Source organism: Gilliamella sp. Choc4-2 (assembly GCF_001690355.1).
GTDB classification, from domain to species: Bacteria; Pseudomonadota; Gammaproteobacteria; order Enterobacterales; family Orbaceae; genus Gilliamella; species Gilliamella apicola_A.
Genome location: NZ_LZHG01000004.1, coordinates 134,007 through 153,233, shown reverse-complemented (window position 1 = coordinate 153,233; position 19,227 = coordinate 134,007). Strand labels below are relative to the sequence as shown.

Annotated in this window: 17 protein-coding genes; 1 reads left to right on the top strand and 16 read right to left on the bottom strand. The window is 33.6% G+C overall.

Translation table 11 applies throughout. The annotated features are described in order from the left end of the window. Nucleotides 1-12 precede the first annotated feature (12 nt). The 16 genes from A9G34_RS01065 to A9G34_RS00990 form a co-directional block, all read right to left on the bottom strand. The gene (locus A9G34_RS01065; RefSeq protein ID WP_065568651.1) at nucleotides 13-921 is read right to left on the bottom strand and encodes a D-alanine--D-alanine ligase; all 909 of its coding nucleotides are present in this window, start codon (nucleotides 919-921) and stop codon (nucleotides 13-15) included. Nucleotides 922-923: 2 nt separating this feature from the next. Next, nucleotides 924-2,375: a UDP-N-acetylmuramate--L-alanine ligase gene (gene murC / locus A9G34_RS01060; RefSeq protein ID WP_255306754.1), complete on the bottom strand. Its 1,452-nt coding sequence runs from the start codon at nucleotides 2,373-2,375 to the stop codon at nucleotides 924-926. Nucleotides 2,376-2,549: 174 nt separating this feature from the next. Further along, the gene (murG, locus tag A9G34_RS01055) at nucleotides 2,550-3,602 is read right to left on the bottom strand and encodes an undecaprenyldiphospho-muramoylpentapeptide beta-N-acetylglucosaminyltransferase (RefSeq protein WP_034944260.1); all 1,053 of its coding nucleotides are present in this window, start codon (nucleotides 3,600-3,602) and stop codon (nucleotides 2,550-2,552) included. After that, on the bottom strand, nucleotides 3,602-4,753 hold the full coding sequence (ftsW, locus tag A9G34_RS01050; protein WP_051825073.1) for a cell division protein FtsW: 1,152 nt from the start codon (nucleotides 4,751-4,753) through the stop codon (nucleotides 3,602-3,604). The genes murG and ftsW overlap by 1 nt, the downstream gene beginning before the upstream one ends. After that, the gene (murD, locus tag A9G34_RS01045; protein WP_065568649.1) at nucleotides 4,750-6,084 is read right to left on the bottom strand and encodes a UDP-N-acetylmuramoyl-L-alanine--D-glutamate ligase; all 1,335 of its coding nucleotides are present in this window, start codon (nucleotides 6,082-6,084) and stop codon (nucleotides 4,750-4,752) included. Before murD ends, ftsW begins: the two co-directional genes overlap by 4 nt. Nucleotides 6,085-6,107: 23 nt before the next feature. Next, the gene (gene mraY / locus A9G34_RS01040; RefSeq protein WP_034944266.1) at nucleotides 6,108-7,190 is read right to left on the bottom strand and encodes a phospho-N-acetylmuramoyl-pentapeptide-transferase; all 1,083 of its coding nucleotides are present in this window, start codon (nucleotides 7,188-7,190) and stop codon (nucleotides 6,108-6,110) included. A 15-nt stretch (nucleotides 7,191-7,205) separates the two neighbouring features. Then, nucleotides 7,206-8,567 carry a UDP-N-acetylmuramoyl-tripeptide--D-alanyl-D-alanine ligase gene (murF, locus tag A9G34_RS01035; protein WP_065568613.1) on the bottom strand — a complete coding sequence of 454 codons (1,362 nt, stop codon included), beginning with the start codon at nucleotides 8,565-8,567 and terminating at the stop codon, nucleotides 7,206-7,208. Then, nucleotides 8,564-10,114, bottom strand: coding sequence for a UDP-N-acetylmuramoyl-L-alanyl-D-glutamate--2,6-diaminopimelate ligase (gene murE / locus A9G34_RS01030; protein ID WP_081295228.1), 1,551 nt, complete (start codon nucleotides 10,112-10,114; stop codon nucleotides 8,564-8,566). The genes murF and murE overlap by 4 nt, the downstream gene beginning before the upstream one ends. Nucleotides 10,115-10,124: 10 nt before the next feature. Then, nucleotides 10,125-11,891: a peptidoglycan glycosyltransferase FtsI gene (gene ftsI, locus A9G34_RS01025; protein WP_080715856.1), complete on the bottom strand. Its 1,767-nt coding sequence runs from the start codon at nucleotides 11,889-11,891 to the stop codon at nucleotides 10,125-10,127. Then, entirely contained in the window at nucleotides 11,891-12,274 is a 384-nt protein-coding gene (gene ftsL, locus A9G34_RS01020) for a cell division protein FtsL (protein ID WP_051825074.1), read from the bottom strand. Before ftsL ends, ftsI begins: the two co-directional genes overlap by 1 nt. After that, a complete protein-coding gene (gene rsmH / locus A9G34_RS01015) occupies nucleotides 12,264-13,202 on the bottom strand; it encodes a 16S rRNA (cytosine(1402)-N(4))-methyltransferase RsmH (protein ID WP_034944273.1) in 939 nt (312 codons plus the stop codon). The genes ftsL and rsmH overlap by 11 nt, the downstream gene beginning before the upstream one ends. Before the next feature lie 16 nt (nucleotides 13,203-13,218). Then, on the bottom strand, nucleotides 13,219-13,665 hold the full coding sequence (mraZ, locus tag A9G34_RS01010; protein WP_034944276.1) for a division/cell wall cluster transcriptional repressor MraZ: 447 nt from the start codon (nucleotides 13,663-13,665) through the stop codon (nucleotides 13,219-13,221). Between the two features lie 366 nt (nucleotides 13,666-14,031). After that, nucleotides 14,032-14,730: a 6-phosphogluconolactonase gene (gene pgl, locus A9G34_RS01005; protein WP_065568612.1), complete on the bottom strand. Its 699-nt coding sequence runs from the start codon at nucleotides 14,728-14,730 to the stop codon at nucleotides 14,032-14,034. Between the two features lie 16 nt (nucleotides 14,731-14,746). After that, complete coding sequence (zwf, locus tag A9G34_RS01000; protein ID WP_065568611.1) at nucleotides 14,747-16,204, bottom strand: glucose-6-phosphate dehydrogenase; 1,458 nt, start codon at nucleotides 16,202-16,204, stop codon at nucleotides 14,747-14,749. 187 nt (nucleotides 16,205-16,391) lie between these two features. Next, complete coding sequence (gene rplY, locus A9G34_RS00995; protein ID WP_034944284.1) at nucleotides 16,392-16,676, bottom strand: 50S ribosomal protein L25; 285 nt, start codon at nucleotides 16,674-16,676, stop codon at nucleotides 16,392-16,394. A 184-nt stretch (nucleotides 16,677-16,860) separates the two neighbouring features. Continuing rightward, nucleotides 16,861-17,733, bottom strand: coding sequence for a D-hexose-6-phosphate mutarotase (locus A9G34_RS00990; protein WP_051825077.1), 873 nt, complete (start codon nucleotides 17,731-17,733; stop codon nucleotides 16,861-16,863). A gap of 192 nt (nucleotides 17,734-17,925) precedes the next feature. Here A9G34_RS00990 and hemW point away from each other — a divergent pair, with 192 nt between their 5' ends. Next, the gene (hemW, locus tag A9G34_RS00985; protein ID WP_065568610.1) at nucleotides 17,926-19,059 is read left to right on the top strand and encodes a radical SAM family heme chaperone HemW; all 1,134 of its coding nucleotides are present in this window, start codon (nucleotides 17,926-17,928) and stop codon (nucleotides 19,057-19,059) included. The last annotated feature ends 168 nt before the right edge of the window (nucleotides 19,060-19,227 follow it).

Here is a 19,227-nt window from a genome sequence, read left to right as displayed (position 1 = left end):
AAATAAAGTTAATTATAGAGTTGCCAAATTTAAGATTCTAGCTACAAGTTCATTAAATGACCACCCATATTGTTTTGCTGCCATTGGTACTAAACTATGATTGGTCATGCCCGGTGCTGTATTAACTTCAAGCAAATACGGATTTTCATTAGCATCAAACATAACATCTACCCGTCCCCAACCTCTGCATCCTACGGCCTTATAAGCATCTAGTGCTAATTTACGAATCTCTTGTTCTTTGTTATCAGGTAATCCACTTGGGCAAAAGTATTGCGTTGAGTTCGATAGATACTTTGCATCATAATTATAAAATTCGGCAGTGGGTTTAATACGAATTGTAGGTAAAACTTCTTCACCTACAATTGCTACTGTAAATTCTGGTCCAGCTAAAAATGACTCAATCATAACCGCATCATCATATTGAAACGCAATGCCAATGGCAGTTTTTAACTCAGATGCTTCATTAACCCGAGCCATACCTACACTAGAACCTTCATGAATTGGTTTTACAAACAAAGGAAATCCAAGTTGCCTTACAATAGCATCAATATCAATCATCTGCGATTTATTAATCATAACATAATCAGCAACAGGTAGACCAAGTGCTTTCCAAATTAACTTTGTTTTTAGCTTATCCATAGTCAGTGATGATGAAAGAATATCACTACCTGTATAAGGAATGTTTTGATAAGTCAAGATTGATTGAACAATACCATCTTCACCACCACGTCCATGTAAAATAATAAATGCTTTTGTATACCCTTCTTTTTTTAATTGTGTAATAGAGTGATCTTTAGTATCAATAAGATGTGCATTAATACCATTTGCCAATAATCCTGCATGTACAGCTTTACCTGATTTGAGTGAAACTTCTCGCTCGGCAGATGTTCCGCCATACAATACTGCAACTTTATCAACCACCATTATAAATCCTCTCTCGAAAATAATTCAATGTTGGCCAACTGGCGAGCAATACGACCAACACTTCCAGCACCTTGTGTTAACAACAGATCTCCACCTTTTAATATTTCTTTCATTATTTGAGGCAAAAAATCTAAATCAGAAACATAAATTGGGTCAACTTTACCTCGATTACGAATAGATCGACATAAAGAACGGCTATCAGCACCTGTAATAAGTTGTTCACCTGCAGAATAAACATCTAACATTACCAATGCATCTACTTGTGAAAGCACTTGCGCAAAGTCATCAAATAAATCACGAGTTCGAGTATATCGATGAGGTTGAAATAACATCACTAAGCGACGATCGGGCCAACCATTTCTTGCTGCTTGGATTGTTGCATTAACTTCACTTGGGTGATGGCCATAATCATCAATCATCATAATATCTTGACCACTTACATGAGGAAAGATACCTAATAGATCAAAACGGCGACTTGTACCAGCAAATTTAGCCAATGCTTGGACAATTGGTTCATCATCAATACCATCTTCAGTTGCAGCAACAATGGCTGCAACTGAATTTAAGGCATTATGTTTTCCTGGTGCATTTAATTCTATATGCAAGTCGTTATGACCTGGGCGACAAACAGTGTAATAACTCATACCTCGTTCTTGACGATAATTTTTTATAACAACATCGGCATTTTCATTAAAACCATAGGTGATAATTTTACGACCAACAATAGGTAATAATTCACGATTAATTGGGTCGTCATAACACATTATTGCTAGTCCATAAAAAGGAAGATTGTGTAAGAAAGAGATAAATGTTTGTTTTAAGTTTTCAATATTACCTTGATAGGTATCCATATGATCAGCTTCAATATTGGTAACAATAGACACCATAGGTTGTAAATGTAGAAATGATGCATCACTTTCATCGGCTTCAGCAATAAAATAACGACTACTACCTAATTTAGCATGAGTTCCCGCGGCTTTAACTAAACCTCCATTTACAAATGTCGGATCAAATTTTGCTTCAGCATAAATAGCGGTAACCATGGCGGTTGTTGTTGTCTTACCATGTGTTCCGGCAATTGCTATACCATAACGAAAACGCATCAACTCAGCAAGCATTTCAGCTCGTTGAATAACAGGTATGCGTGCTTCACGAGCAGCAACTACTTCAATGTTATCTTGTGAAATAGCAGATGAGATAACAACAACACTAGCATTAAGTATATTTTCAGCTGCATGGCCAATAATAATTTTAGCACCTAACGTTTCTAAATGTTGAGTAACTGCATTTTCTAAGATATCCGAGCCGCTTATTTTGTAACCTTCATTAGCAAGAACTTCAGCAATCCCCCCCATACCTGCACCGCCGATCCCCACAAAGTGGATATGTCTGACACGTTTCATTTCGGGAATAATTGTTCTTAACTCAACTAATTCCTTTGTATCCACCATTTAACCCCTAAATATTTTGTTATTGTTTAATAATGTTTAGTTTTATTTTTTTTTAAAGCTTTTCTAAATTATTATTAACTGTTTTTTCTGTAATTAATATTATTTTTACCTATACATTAACCTAATCTATAATAAATTGAAAAGATTATTACATAAAGTTATATCAAAAACTAATTATTTTATCACTGATTTAAGTGTTTCTGCCACTCTTTCTGTTGAATTTACAATAGATAAACTTTTAGCTTTAATCGCCATTTCACTTAACTTTTCATAACTTAATTTTAACAATATATTTGATAATGATTTCACATTAAAATCAGGTTGTTCTATAATTTCTGCTGCGCCTATATCTGCTAAAGGTTTTGCGTTCCAGTATTGCTGGCGATCTTTGTGCATAAATGGAACAAAAATAGCGCCAATCCCAACAGTTTCTATTTCACTAACTGTTAATGCCCCACTTCGACAAATTACAATATCGGCCCAATTGTAAGCTTCTGCTACATCAGTAATAAATTCAGTAACTTTATTATTTGTCATATCACAGTGTTGATAAGCTTGTATTACAGATTCAAACATACTTTTACCCGTTTGATGCCAAACAACATATTTGTCAGATAATTCTGTTATCACTTGAGGAACAACATCGTTAATAATTCTGGCTCCTTGGCTACCTCCCATGACGAGTATTCTTATTGGTCTTTCTGAATCTTTAAATCTTATTTCAGGCGGTGCCATTGTTAATAGATCACTACGAACAGGATTTCCTACAACTTCTGCATTAGGAAACGCAGTAGGAAATGCTTGTAAAACTTTAGTCGCAATTTTTGCCAACCATTTATTTGTTAAGCCTGCAACGCCATTTTGCTCATGTAATACTATAGGGATTCCCAGTGTTTTAGCTGCAATTCCACCAGGACCAGAAACATACCCTCCCATGCCTAAAACAACATCAGGAGCATAAGTTTTTAAAATTCTTCGCGCTTGTAAAACCGCTTTTAGAATTTTATAAGGGGCTTTAAATAAACTCTTAATACCCTTTCCGCGTAAACCCGATATCTCGATAAAATCGATTTCAATACCATTTTCAGGAACAAGATGTGCTTCCATTCTGTCCGCAGTACCAAGCCATCTAACCTCCCAACCTTGTTTCATTAAATAATGCGCAACAGCAATACCAGGGAATACATGTCCTCCAGTTCCACCTGCCATAATTAATAATTTCCTCATTATTTTATTGACCTCATTCTTGCTTGCGCTTGTCTTTGTCTAAATTCAAAATCTATTCTAAGTAATATTGCAACGGCAATACTCATTACAATAAGGCTTGAACCACCATAACTAATAAATGGTAATGTTAAACCTTTAGTTGGTAACATACCCGATGTTACCCCAACATTAACGAAAGTTTGGAAACCAAACCAAATACCTATTTCACAAGCTAAATAACCTGAAAATAGCGAACCATCATTTAAAGCACGATAACCAATCGCCATTGCTTTAAATGTCAAAAAGAACAGTAAAGACAGCAATGCTGCCACACCAACATAACCATATTCTTCAGAAATAATTGAAAAAATAAAGTCAGTATGGCATTCCGGTAAGTAACCTAATTTTAATATTGAATTCCCCATACCTTGCCCAGTTATACCACCACTACCAATAGCCATTAAAGAGGCAACTAATTGATAGCCCGATCCAGTTGCATCTTTCCAAGGATCAAGAAATGTTAGTAAGCGAGTTAGACGATAAGCTTCATATAAAATTAGACAAATCACTGCACCAACACCCGTTAATAAAATAGCAATAAATTGCCACAATTGAGCACCAGCAATAAATAAAATACCAATTGTAACCATGAATAAAACAATGACTGTGCCTAAATCAGGTTGTCTCAGTAACAAAATTGAAAGGATTGCCATAACAACCATTGGTTTAAAAAAACCCCAAAAGCCACTTTGTACTTCATCTGATTTACGCGACAAATACCCAGCTAAAAATAAAAATAGTGCTAATTTTGAAAGTTCTGCAGGTTGAAAATTAAAAACGCCTAATGGTATCCAGCGAGAAGCACCATTAATTGAAGAACCGATACCTAAGACAACGACTAACATAATAATCGCGATAATTAATAGCACTGTGCCAAATTGTTGCCAGCGCTGTATTGGAATATATAAAGTTATAAACATTAAAAAACTTGATATACCAAGCTGAATAAGTTGGCGCTGAGTATAAAAAAACGGATTACTTTCACTAAATGACATTGATGAAGATGTCACCATAATTAATCCTATTATCATTAATCCTAGTATGGTCCAAAGTAGATCATTATCAAATGGTATATGTGGATTAACTTGTTTTTTTATCCATAAAAATGTCATTTCGTGCTCCTTTGCGTAAATTGCTTAGCAAGTTGTACAAACTGTTTTCCACGTTCAATATAATTTTTAAATTGATCTAAACTGGCACATGCAGGCGAAAGTAAAACAACATCATTTGAAACAACTTTTTTAGCAATAATTTGCACTGCCTCAGAAAGCGTTTCCGTAACCGTTGTAACATTAGGTGCTAACTTAGCAAGTATAAAGCGATCGCGTCCAAAACAGAAAATTTTAAGATTTCTTTTCTTAAAATAGGGGACTAATGATTTAAAATCAGCAGATTTCCCATCACCACCCAATAATAAAAATAATGTACCATTGCAAACGATACTCTTTAACGCAGCTTCAGTACTACCCACATTAGTTGCTTTAGAATCATTAATCCATTTCACACCATTTTGTTCAAACACCAATTCGAAACGATGAGGTAATCCACGAAAATTAGCTATTGTTGCTAAGCTCGATTCACGGGAAATTCCTAATTTATCTACAATAGCTAAAGCGGCTAATGCATTAAGATAATTATGAGAGCCAGTAAGTTTCATAACATTTGTTGATAAAACAGAGTGTTCTTGAGCAATTAAATGTTCATATTGATTATCTAAATGATAATTGCCAACACTTAATCCAAATGAGAAGCAATCACTATGCTCAATTTTTGGATGGGTTAATTTATCATCATTATTAATAACACAATATTTAGCATTAATATAGATACGTTGTTTAGCTTCAACATACTGCATTAAACCTTGTGGATAACGATCCATGTGATCCTCTGAAATATTTAAAATTGTCGCCACTGTGGCTCTTAAACTATTTGTTGTTTCAAGTTGAAAACTTGATAGCTCAAGTACATAAATATCACAATCCTGTGACAACAACGATAATGCTGGTTGACCTATATTGCCGCCAACACCAACTTTTATACCATAAGACTTAATAATTTCACCAACTAACGAAGTAACTGTAGTTTTTCCATTAGCTCCAGTTATAGCAACAATTTGTTTATTGTTTTGTTGGTTTACTTCACGGCAAAAAAGCTCAATATCACCTATAATTTCAATATTTCTTTTTGATGCTTGTACTAGTTCAGGCATGGATAAAGCAATACCAGGACTAGTAATAATCAAATCAGCATTAAGCAACCAATCAAGTTTCAGCTCTCCTAAGTGGTAATCAACACGTTTATCTAATTGTTCTAATCCTGATGGCAATAAACGGGTATCAATTACTTTAGGAATAACATTTTGAGAAAGAAAATAATCCACACAAGAAAGCCCTGTGATGCCTAAACCAATAATGACGACGTTTTTGCCTTGATAGCTGATCATAATTTTATCCTGGTATATTATAATTAACGTAATTTCAAAGTTAATAAACCAATTACGACTAACATCAATGAAATTATCCAAAATCGCACAATAACTCTAGGTTCTGGCCAACCTTTTAATTCATAATGATGATGAATTGGTGCCATTTTAAAAATTCTTTTTCCTCGTAATTTAAATGAGCCGACTTGTAAAATAACAGACAAGGTTTCAATTACAAATATCCCCCCCATAATAAGCAACAAAAATTCTTGTCGCAATAAAACCGAAATAATACCTAAAACACCACCTAAAGCAAGTGATCCGACATCCCCCATAAAAACCATTGCAGGATAAGTATTGAACCATAAAAAGCCAAGGCCAGCACCAATAATTGCCGTACAAATAATCATCAACTCTCCACTAAATTTAATATAGGGGATATGTAAATAGGTGGCAAAATTAATATTACCTGTAGCCCAAGAAACCAAAGCCAACCCTGCAGCTACAAAAACAGTCGGCATAATTGCCAATCCATCAAGCCCATCGGTTAAGTTAACAGCATTACCCGCTCCAACAATAACCACATAGGTTAGTAAAATAAAACATAGTCCTAGTTGCGGCATGACATCTTTAAAAAATGGAACAAGCAAAACTGTAACCGAACTATCTTTACCATAAGTATAAAGACCAAAAGCAACAACCAATGCAATAAATGATTGCCAAAAATATTTCCATCTCGCAATAAGTCCAGCACTATTTTTTCGAATTACTTTTAAATAATCATCGACAAATCCAATAACACCATAACCAATTAAAACAAATAACACCACCCAAACATATGGATTACGGAGATCTGCCCATAAAAACACCGATAATATAATGGATGCTAAAATAAGCACTCCCCCCATAGTTGGAGTACCTTTTTTACTTAAATGTGATTCTGGACCATCATTCCGTATAACTTGTCCAATTTGTAATTTTTGTAACCAATCAATAGTTTTTTGCCCCATAATTAATGAAATAGTTAATGAGGTTAATAGACCTAAAATTGCCCTTACGGTTAAATAAGAGATAACATTAAAAAAAGAGAAATATTTAACTAAATACTCAGATATCCACACCAACATAATTTTAATCCTGATTCATTTTGAATTGTGTAATTGAATTTTTTCTATGATTTCTTCCATTTTGGCACTACGAGAACCTTTAACTAGCATAGTTAAAATAGGGTATTGTCGTAATAACGTTAACAGAAAATTTACTGCGTCTTGTTTATTATTAAAATGGTGACCTACACCGCTATACTGACTAATAAAATAGCTTAATTTGCCAACACTTACCACACAGTCTAACTTTTCATCATGAGCAAGTTTGCCTATTTGTCGATGATATTTTTCAGATTCTAGTCCTAATTCTCCCATATCACCAACCACTAAAACTCTAAATCCTGGCTGTTTTACTAAAACTTGTATAGCAGCTGACATTGAACCAACATTAGCATTATATGAATCATCCCAAATCAATTGGGTTTTATTTAATCTGATTGGGAATAAACGGCCTTTAACTGGTTGTAATGTTGCTAAACCTTTTGTGATTTGTTGGATATCTGCTCCTACTGAAAGAGCTAAAGCAGATGCTGCTATCGCATTAGAAACATTATGCAATCCAATTATTGGTAATACAATTTCACTTTCACCATTGGGCGTATGTAAAATAAATTTTGTTTTTTCTGAAATTTGAACATCGCTAGCATAAAAATCAGCTGATGTATTATTTAATGAAAAAGTCCAAACAGTTTTATTTACTAATTGATTAAGCCATTTATCGCAGTAGCTATCTAAATTAATAATAGCGATTCCATCTCGAGATAACCCTTCAAATATTTCACCTTTAGCCATTGCAACACCTTCAAATGAGCCAAACCCTTCTATATGTGCTTCAGCTATATTATTGATTAAGACGCTTTGTGGTTTGACCATATTAGTAGTATAAGCAATCTCGCCGATATGATTCGCTCCTAATTCTATGACAGCAAACTGATTTTGCTCAGTTAATCGCAGTAATGTCAGTGGAACACCAATATCGTTATTAAAATTTCCCTGAGTATAGAGAGTGTTACCACAACATTGCAAAATTGCAGCGGTCATCTCTTTAACGGATGTTTTACCTGATGATCCCGTTACAGCAACAATCTTAGCCAGACTTTGCTGTCGAATAAAAGCCGCTATTTGCCCTAAAGCTTGCCGAGTATCTTTCACAACTATCTGTGGTACAATCTTATCCAGCTTATGATTGACAATCACGACAGTAGCACCATCTTTAACTGCCTGCTCAGCGAATAAATGCCCATCAAAATGCTCACCAACTAGAGCAATAAACAATGCATGTTTAGCAATTTTACGTGAATCTGTACAAATTAAATTAACTACAAGACCTTCATCTTGAATATAATAAGATTCGCCACCCACCATGTTTTTAATTTGTTTTATAGTTAATGGAATCATAATGGATTCTCTACTCCTAGAAGCTGCTTCACTATTTCTTGATCTGAATGATAATATTTTGTTTTTCCAATAATTTGATAATCTTCATGCCCTTTACCCGCAATTAAAATCACATCATTAGCCTTGGCTTGAGCAAAAGTTTGCGTAATAGCAGCAACTCTATCAATAATAACCTGTACGTTTTTACTCTCAGCTAAACCTTGCTTAATGTCATTAATAATTTTCATTCCATCTTCAGTTCTTGGGTTATCATTAGTTAAGACGATTTTGTCAGCATACTGTGCCGCTATTTCACCCATTAATGGTCTTTTACCAGAATCTCGATCACCACCACAACCAAAGATCACCCATAAAGATCCTTTACAATGAATGCGGCTTGCTTGTAAAGCTTTTTGCAATGCATCTGGAGTATGAGCATAATCAACAATGAAGGTCGGCCGATGATTGGCATGTAGTACCTCCATACGCCCACAGATAGGTTTAAGGAAAGATACCATGTTAACTACAGAAAAAAATGGAAAATCAAGTGTTAATAATGTTGCTATACACATTAGTAAATTTGATACATTAAACTCACCCAATAATCGACTATAAATAACAGCATGACCCCAACTTGATTCCATATGAATCTTGGCCCCTTTATCATGATACTCAATCATGGATACACCTACATACGGAATATTCAAATTTTTTAAATGACTCAGCGATTTTGGTTGACATGAAACAGCAGTGACTTGTGAAAGTTTCTCAATCCACCGCTTACCATATTTATCATCATAATTGATAATTGATTTACCAGAATTGACAACTTGCTTATCTTTTGTTTCAGGACTAAATAATGACCACTTTGCTTTAGCATATTTCCCCATGGTTTTATGATAATCAAGATGATCACGACTTAAATTAGTAAATACTGTTGCAGCAAAAGTTATTCCTTTAACTCGATTCATAACTAATCCATGAGAAGAAATTTCCATAGAAACAATTTTGACATATTTTTTTACAAAATCAGCCAAAAATGTTTGAACATCAATTGCTGATGTTGTTGTATTTTCTGACTGTTCAAGTTGATTATAAATACCATTGCCAATGGTTCCCAAAAGTGCTACTTTTTCATTTAGTAAAGTTGCACATTGAGCTATAAGCTGCGTAACTGTAGTTTTTCCATTTGTCCCTGTCACACCGATAACGGATAATTTTTTTGAAGGAGAATGGTAAAAATCATTTGCTATATAAGACATACGGTTAGATAATTGAAACACTTTTACTTGAGGAATATTTCTTTTTCCTTTTTTAATATAATCAATATGAAGATCATCTGATTTTTTATCTGCCTCGATTAATACAGCAACAGCTCCGGCTTGAATAGCTTGTGGAATAAATGATTTTCCATCAACAGTGCTCCCTTTAATTGCAACAAAAACATCATTTTTTTTGACCATACGACTATCAATACGTAAATAATTGACAGGAAAATCTTCTATACATTCGTTATTATTTCCACCTAATAAGCTGAATAATGTTTTAAATGTGATTATAGTCATCATTTACCACCCATTAATAAATAATCATTTGGCCATCAACTTGACGATCCGGTTTTACATTCATTGTTCGTAACACCCCCCCCATGATATGGCTAAAAACAGGTGCAGAAACAGATCCCCCATAATATTGACCAGCTTTTGGGTTATCAATAACGACAACCAACGAATATTTTGGTGCTGTAGCGGGAGCTATACCTGCTGTATAAGCTAAATATTGATTAACATATCGCCCATCCGATAGCTTTTTTGCTGTACCTGTTTTAACTCCAACACTATATCCTGGAATAGATGCTTTAACTCCACCTCCAGTGACAGCAACAGCTTCCATCAATTGAACCACTTTTTTAGCTATATTTTCAGGTACCACTCTTTCACCTTGGACAGGTTTTGTTACTTTTATTATTGAAACAGGGCGATAAATACCATAGCTACCAATGGTTGCATAAGCTCTGGCTAATTGTAGTGGGGTAACACTCAAACCATATCCAAATGCAAATGTAGCTCTTTCAATATCTGCCCATTTTCGAGTTCTATCGGCCGCAATTGATCCACTAACTTCACCTCCTAATCCAAGACCTGTAGTTTGTCCTAATCCAAAACGGCTATAATATTCAACTAAGTCAGCTGGTTGCATCTGTAAGGCTAATTTACTTACCCCTACATTACTCGATTTTTCTAAAATACCGGCTAAATTAAGTGATTTTTGATATGAGACATCTTTAATTTCGTAACGATTTACATAAAATGGTCTCGTATCAATAACCGTATTTAAATCTGCAATTTTCTTTTCTAACGCCGCCATTACTACTAGAGGTTTAACTGTTGAACCTGGCTCAAAGGCATCAGTCACTGCACGATTCCTCAATAAAGCATAATCAATTAATGAACGATTATTAGGATTATAAGATGGGCTTGTTGCCATTGCCAAAATCTCACCTGTATGAACATCAATCAGTACTGCTGTACCACTGTCTGCTTTATTAAATTCAACTGCTTGAGTAAGTTCACTATAAACTAAAGATTGTAAGCGTTCGTCTATGCTTAATGTTAAATCAGATGCAGTTTCACTATTTATTCGTTCTAATTCTTCAATAACATTACCACGCCGATCACGCCTTACAATACGTTGTCCTGATTCTCCTATTAGCCATTTATTATAACTTTTTTCAATACCTTCCGATCCTTTTTCAGTGCCATGCTCGTCAATATCTGTTAAACCAATCAATTGGGCAATATTTTCAGCAGCTGGATAATAACGCTTAGACGTTTTAGCAAAAGATACTCCCGGTAATTTTAATTTTTTCAAATAACCAGATATTGTCGGTGTTATTTGTTTTGATAAATAAACAAAACGCATCGATGGGTTATTAAGCTTTTGTTCAAGTATTGACATTGGAATATTAAGAACCTTTGCCAATCCTTGCCACCTTGCATCTGCTGGATTCACGCCACCTTTTTGCACTACAATTTTAGGATCAGCCCAAACATCAAACATGGGCACACTTACCGCTAATGCACGCCCATTGCGATCAGTAATCATTGCTCTTGGTGCATCCATTTCTTGATGACGAAGAGAACGTTTATTTCCTTCAGCAATAAGCTTGTCTGGTTCAATGATTTGCAAAATTGCCATTCTGGTCATTAAGCAGATAATCGCAAAAATAATTAAACAATAGACAAGATAAAATCGACTAGGCGTAAAAAACTGTTTTTTACTATTTAGTTTATTAATTTTATTATTCTTAGCTCTATCTTTTTTATGTTTTGTTATTGGTTTCATTATTTACTCTTTATCACAATAACAGTTTCATTTTTTTGCGCCACATAGGACATGCCTAATTGGTTTTTAGCTTTACTTTCAATACGTTTTGGATCGGCAAGCACATTTTCTTCAATAACTAAATTACGCCATTCACTTTCTAATACATCTTGTTCTAATAAAAGTTGCTCACGTTCAAATAACTGTCTACGAACCTGCTGAGTTGTAATTAAAACAGCAACAGATGAAGCAACAATAAGTGCCAGTAAAAATAATGAAAATTTTTGATGCGTAAGAAAATCACTAATAATCAAGCCAAATAAACTCTTAGTTGACCTTTTTTGACTGCCTGTGCCAACATAAGTATTATCATGATAATTATCATTGTATTGATTAGTGTTCATTTTTCCTTTCTGCTATCCTTAATATTGCGCTTCGAGAACGTGGATTATTATAGATTTCAATGCTACTAGGCTTAATTTTACCAAGCGATTTTAATTTCGCTGTTCCATATTGCTTAATTTGTTCTTCTGTCAGTGGTAATCCAGCTGGAAATTCTGGACCTTTGCTTTGTTTATTAATAAATTGTTTTACTATTCTGTCCTCTAAAGAATGAAAACTAATTATGGCAAGTCGTCCATTATTTCCAAGCAAAGGCAAACTACTATTTAATGCTTGTTCAACTTCTTCTAACTCACTATTAATATAGATTCGGATAGCCTGAAAACTACGCGTTGCAGGATGCTTATTCTTATCTTTTTTAGGTATTATTTTTACGATTAAATTAGCTAATTCTAAAGTACGCGTAATAGGTGAAACTCTATTTTGCTCTACAATGGCTCGTGCAATGCGTTTAGCAAATTTTTCCTCACCAAATGTTCTCAGCACCCATGCTATATCGTCTTCACTGCTATTTAGCAGCCATTCGCTTGCCGTCATTCCTTTGTGATTATTCATCCGCATATCAAGTGGCCCATCACGCATAAAAGAAAACCCTCTTTCAGGATTATCTAACTGTGGTGAAGACACACCAAGATCCAACAAAAATCCATCAATTTTGCCTAATAAGCCTTGCTCATCAGCATACTGATAAACATTTGAAAACTCACCATGTATAAAAGTAAATCGAGAATCATTTATATTTAAAGCAACTTTTTGAGCACGATCATCGCGATCTATAGCGATTAATTTTCCTTTTGGACCAAGTTGCTGAAGTATTAATTTCGAATGTCCACCTCGCCCAAAAGTACCATCAATATAAATACCGTCTTTTTTTATATTTAATGCTGTTATTGCTTCATTTAATAATACTGTTGTATGTTGATAATCCATCAAACTTTTACTCTTTTTAAATTGTTAAATTTTTTAAATTATCAGATAAGTTTTCAATATCTACTGGTAGTGCAGCAATATCTTCACTAATTTGCTGATACCAAATTGCTTCATCCCAAATTTCAAATTTATTAGATTGGCCAACGAACATTATATGTTTTTCTAACTTAGCATAAGTGCGTAATGTAGATGGTATTAAGATACGTCCTGAATTGTCCATAAAGCATTCTGCCGCATAACCTAATAATAATCGTTTAATTCTACGTTCAGATTCAATGATTGTAGATAATGTTGACAACTGCTGTTCAATTCTCATCCATTCAAACATAGAATAAAGTGTAAGACAAGAATGATATAAACCAATTGTGCAAACCATACCTTCAGACAAATTTTCACGATAGCGAGTAGGAATAGACATCCGTCCTTTACTATCTAAATTGACTAAAATTGCCCCACTAAACATTTAAACACCATTATTTATAAAATTTTACTATTTTTTAATTGTTAAAAATCAAAAAAATAGATATCTTTATTGGTTTTACCACTTAACCCCACTTTTTACCACAAAAATTCCTAAAATAATAGATATTTAATTAATTAATTTGTAGATATTTGATTGCAGGGTCTTTAACTTATTATGTTAAAAAATTCAAATTGTTAAATGGATATAAATAAATAGGAAATAATGATCTCTTAACGGAATATCTAACTTAATTTATAATTGGATTATGTATTCCGATAGTTAATGATAATATTAATAAAAATAAGTAAAAATCGTTGAAAAGAGAATTTGAAAATTTGCCGACAATTGTCGGCAAACTTAAATAGTTTAAGATTCAGCCCAAAATCCGGTTACATTGGTTTGATTTTGCTTAATTATTGTCCTAATTGGCATTTGGTTAATATCATCACCTTTTTCAGCCTGTTCTAACACATTTAATTTGCTACCACCAATCAAATGTAAATAAATATTTTTACTATTTAATATTGTTGGTAACGTTAAGGAGATCCGATCAAGAGGTGCTGTTAATGGAGTCATACCAACAACTTTTTTACCTGAGTTCATATTTAATCCTGCAGCTAAATTAGCCGCACCAGGAAAAAGCGAAGCAGTATGCCCATCTTCGCCCATACCTAGAATTAAAACATCAAATGGCATCGGAAATTTATCTAAAACTTTGTCCGTAATTTCAGCGCCATCAAATGGGTTATCACAATCATTTTTTAAACCAACAAAATTAGCTGACTTAGCTTTATTTTGTAATAAATAAGTTAGGACTAACTTTTCATTACTTGCATCATCCGTATTATCCACCCATCTATCATCAACAAGTGTAATAAAAATACGATTCCATTCTAAACTTTGTTGGCTAAGTATTGTAAACAATGGAATTGGTGTTTTACCGCCAGAAACAGCAAAAGATGCATATCCTTTTTGATCAATCGCCTGTTTTAACGCACCGATAATGCGTGAAGCTAAATCTTCATTCAATAATTGACTACTTGCATATTTATTTAATATAAACATATTTAAGTTTCCTTTATCAAAATTCGTGCCATGAATGTCCATCTTTAGTAATTAAAGCAACAGATGCCACCGGTCCCCAAGTCCCTGCTTGATAAGTTTTAGGTAATTCTTTTTTACAATCCCATGCATTAATAATTGAATCAACCCATTTCCATGCAGCTTCAACTTCATCACGATGTACAAATAAAGCCTGTCTTCCACGCATTACTTCAAGTAATAATCGTTCATAAGCATCAGCGCTATGTTGATGAAAAGTTTCACTAAAACTCAAATCTAGTTTGGTTGTTTGTAAATTATGTGTGCTGTCCAAACCCGGGACCTTATTTAAAATCTCAATATCCATACCTTCATCTGGTTGTAAACGAATAGTTAACTTATTTTGTGGTAATTTTGGATAAGATTCACTAAAAAGATTAAGAGGTAAAGGTTTAAAATAAACCACCACTTCAGAACATTTACTTGGTAAACGTTTACCTGTACGTAAATAAAATGGCACACCAGCCCAACGCCAATTATCAATATCAACACGAATGGCGACGAATGTTTCAGTATTACTCTCTTTATTTGCACCGTCTTCCTCTAAATATCCTGGTACATTAATACCATTTATAAAGCCGGATGTATATTGACCTCGAACTACTTTTTCATGAATATTAGTTTTATTTATTGGTCTAAGTGCATTAAGTACAGCTATTTTTTCATTGCGCAAATTATCATCTTCAAGATTTGCCGGTGGTGACATCGCAATCATAGTTAAAATTTGCAATAGATGATTTTGTACCATATCACGCATTTGTCCAGCTTTATCAAAATAACCCCAACGCCCTTCAATGCCGACTTGTTCAGCAACCGTAATTTCAACATGATCAATCGAGTTACGATCCCAAAAAGAAGCAAAAACGGGATTAGCAAAACGCAAAGCCAGTAAGTTTAAAACAGATTCTTTCCCTAAATAGTGATCAATACGATATACTTGAGATTCACTAAAAAATTTAGCGACTGAATCATTTATTTCACGAGAAGATTGTAAATCAGTTCCAAGCGGTTTCTCCATGACAATACGGTTTTGTAATTGATTCAATCCTGCTTTTGCTAACCCCTTACAAATTGTTCCAAAGGCTCCTGGATGCATTGCAAAATAAAAAATAGAAGGGTATTTATGATCAAGCTTATTTTTCAAAGCCTCAAAACCGGATATATCATTAACATCTAATTTATGAAAATTAAGCCGTTGACTAAACCTTTTCCAAATATTTTCATCTAAAGGTTCTAACATGAATGTGTTTAATGCTTCTTTTGCCACTTCGATATAAGCAGCATGATCCCAATCAGCTCGACCAACACCTAATATTTTTGTCTGTTCAGGTAGTTTTCCATATTTTTCTAATTGATATAAAGACGGCAATAATTTACGTCTTGTCAAATCCCCTTTAGCACCAAAAATAACTAAATCGCAAGGCGGGATATCAGACATGGTTTTCTCCTAAAATGATATAAATATGATTTATTTTATTATGTTAGACAGTCAGTGTATACCCAATTAATTCAATAAATCATAATAATAGGCGTTTGCCTTTATTTATTTTAAAACAGAAAAGCAAAAGGTCACCAATTGTGGTGACCTTTTGCTTAAGTTTTGTTTATTATATTAAACAATAAAATTATACGCGCACAAAGTCCATATGAACTAATTTTGGCTTGAATGGATGACGTTGAACTGCTTGTACTTTAACTTTAACCGCTTTGCCATCAACTTCAATCGTTAAAACTTCAGAATAAAATTCTGGTTTTTCTTGCATATTAAAAACTCTGTTATGATCCAACACGACAGAGATCGCTGCCTCAGCTCCACCATAAATTATGGCTGGGAATTGACCAGCGTGACGCAGGCGGCGGCTCGCACCCTTACCATGCACTTTTCTAACTTCTGCTTTTAATGTAAACATGTTTATTTCTCTTATTTGTTTAAACAAAAAACCAATCACAGGCGACCCAGTAGTTGGCTATCAAATTGGTGCTTTAAAAAGCTAGAGGATTATAATGCGTTATGTTTGTAAACGCAATCAATTAATCCACTCATTATAGATACAAAGTCTATTGATTATGTATATAATTATTGAATACATGGGATTATAGCAATTCTAATTTTAAACCATAGGTTGTTTTATGTGTTGAAGATAATGTTAATAATTTATTAATACATGCTGTTTCAACACAAACCATTGATTTATATTCATCATCACCAAAATCTTCCATTGCTTTCGCTTTTTCTGACCATGGATTCCAAGTCACCACATCGCTAGAATTAATATTAGTTAGCTGAATTGTTCGATTCCCATCAGTGATAATTATTTGCTTATCAGCACAGGTATAAATACGATCTACCTCTTGATTAAAAGTTAATTCTCCAACAGTCCTAGGCTTATTTTCAACTGATAAATGGTCTTGATAATATTTACCTAATCCTTTGACTACGACATGGTCAATGTTATCTATACCAAAATAGGTATGTAATGCGCTAGTTGCTTCAAAGTCTCCCATACAACTCAATCCAACTTCACAAGTGTTCCCCAAATGAAGATTTAATGAAATATTGAAAGGTTTTGAAAAAAAAGACGAAGTTTGTTGATTATTAGTCAGTGATAAAATTAGATCAACTCCATTATCATTTTCTTGGCAAGATTCTAAAGTCCAGTCAACAATACGCGCAAAACCATGTGAAGGATTTCCTAGTTGCCCAAACCAAGGCCAACAAATTGGGATACCGCCACGGATAGCTTTGCCTTTTTTGAAAAAGTTTTTTTCGCTTATCCAAATCACCGGCGTTAATTCTATTGATGGCTGCCAAAATAATAAATGAGCACCTTGTAGTGAAATAGCTGCGGTACAAGTTTTATGTTTAATTATCAGAATTGGTAATTCATTGAAATTAGACTGAATAACCGAAGAGCTTATTAAATAACCTGACAAACTACTATCCAAAATGTCTTTTGAAATACTCATAATTTCTCCTACTTGAAATAAGTTTTCTCGATAATTAATATCGAAAAATTAATATTCATTGTACGTTTTTAACACAAAATTTAAAAACACCAAATAGATTAAATAAGCTTTTTTTTATAAATTGAGTTAATATAACGCTATATTTGTATAATAGAATAAACTAGCTATATTTATAAGTTTTAGGATCGGCAAATGTTTCAGTATAAAATTCCCCTTAGTTTATATATTCATATGCCGTGGTGTATACAAAAATGCCCTTATTGTGATTTTAATTCTCATACCATAAAAAAAACACCTGAATATAGTTCTTACATAGATCATTTGATTGAAGATTTAAAACACGATGCAAAGCTTTGTACCGATCGTGTCATTCATTCTATTTTTATTGGTGGAGGTACGCCAAGTTTATTTTCGGCTGAATTAATTGATTACTTGTTAGCAAGAGTAAATAAAATTATTCAGATAGGTAATGATGCTGAAATTACTCTTGAAGCAAACCCAAATTCGGTTGATATTGAAAGAGTCATAGGATATCAACAAGCAGGAGTAAATCGAATATCAATTGGCGTACAAAGTTTTCAACCAGATAAGCTTTCTAGCTTAGGGCGCATTCATACCCCTTTAGAAGCGATAAATGCAGGTAAACTAGCCCATAGATTAAATTTGCGTAGCTTTAATTTAGATTTAATGCATGGGCTTCCAAATCAAGAACTAAATGATGCACTTTATGATTTAAAGCAGGCCATTGATATTGCCCCGCCACACTTATCTTGGTATCAATTAACTATTGAACCCAATACCCTTTTTGGCTCTAAACCGCCTATTCTACCGGATGATGATAAATTATGGGAAATTTATCAACAAGGTCATCAACTTTTAATACAACATGGCTACCAACAGTATGAAACCTCAGCTTATGCAAAAGCAGGTTCTTGGTGTCAACATAATTTAAATTACTGGCGTTTTGGCGATTATTTAGGTATTGGGTGTGGTTCACATGGAAAAATAACACAAACGAATGGGCAAATAATTAGGACAGTAAAAACTCGTCATCCAAAAGGGTATTTAAAAGGACATTATTTAGATAAATCCTACACTATACCTAAAGAAGAATTACCATTTGAATTTTTTATGAATCGCTTTAGATTATTAGAGCCAACGCCAAAATATGAATTTGAGCAACGCACTTTTTTACATTTACATACTATTGATAAGCAAATTTCATCAGCTATTGAAAAAAATTATCTTGTTGAAGATAAACAAAGTTGGCAAATAACTGAGCATGGTAAACTATTTCTAAATTCGCTATTAGAAATTTTTTTATAGAGAAACAAATTGTTCATTCAATGATGTGTTTACAATAAATTAACATAATACAATCTAAATATTTAATAATTTATTAACATTTAATTACATACTTTTACTAAAAAATTGTACATAATATATCTGACAATGCATTTATTTCATTGTTTTCCTATTCCTTATGTTTTCCCA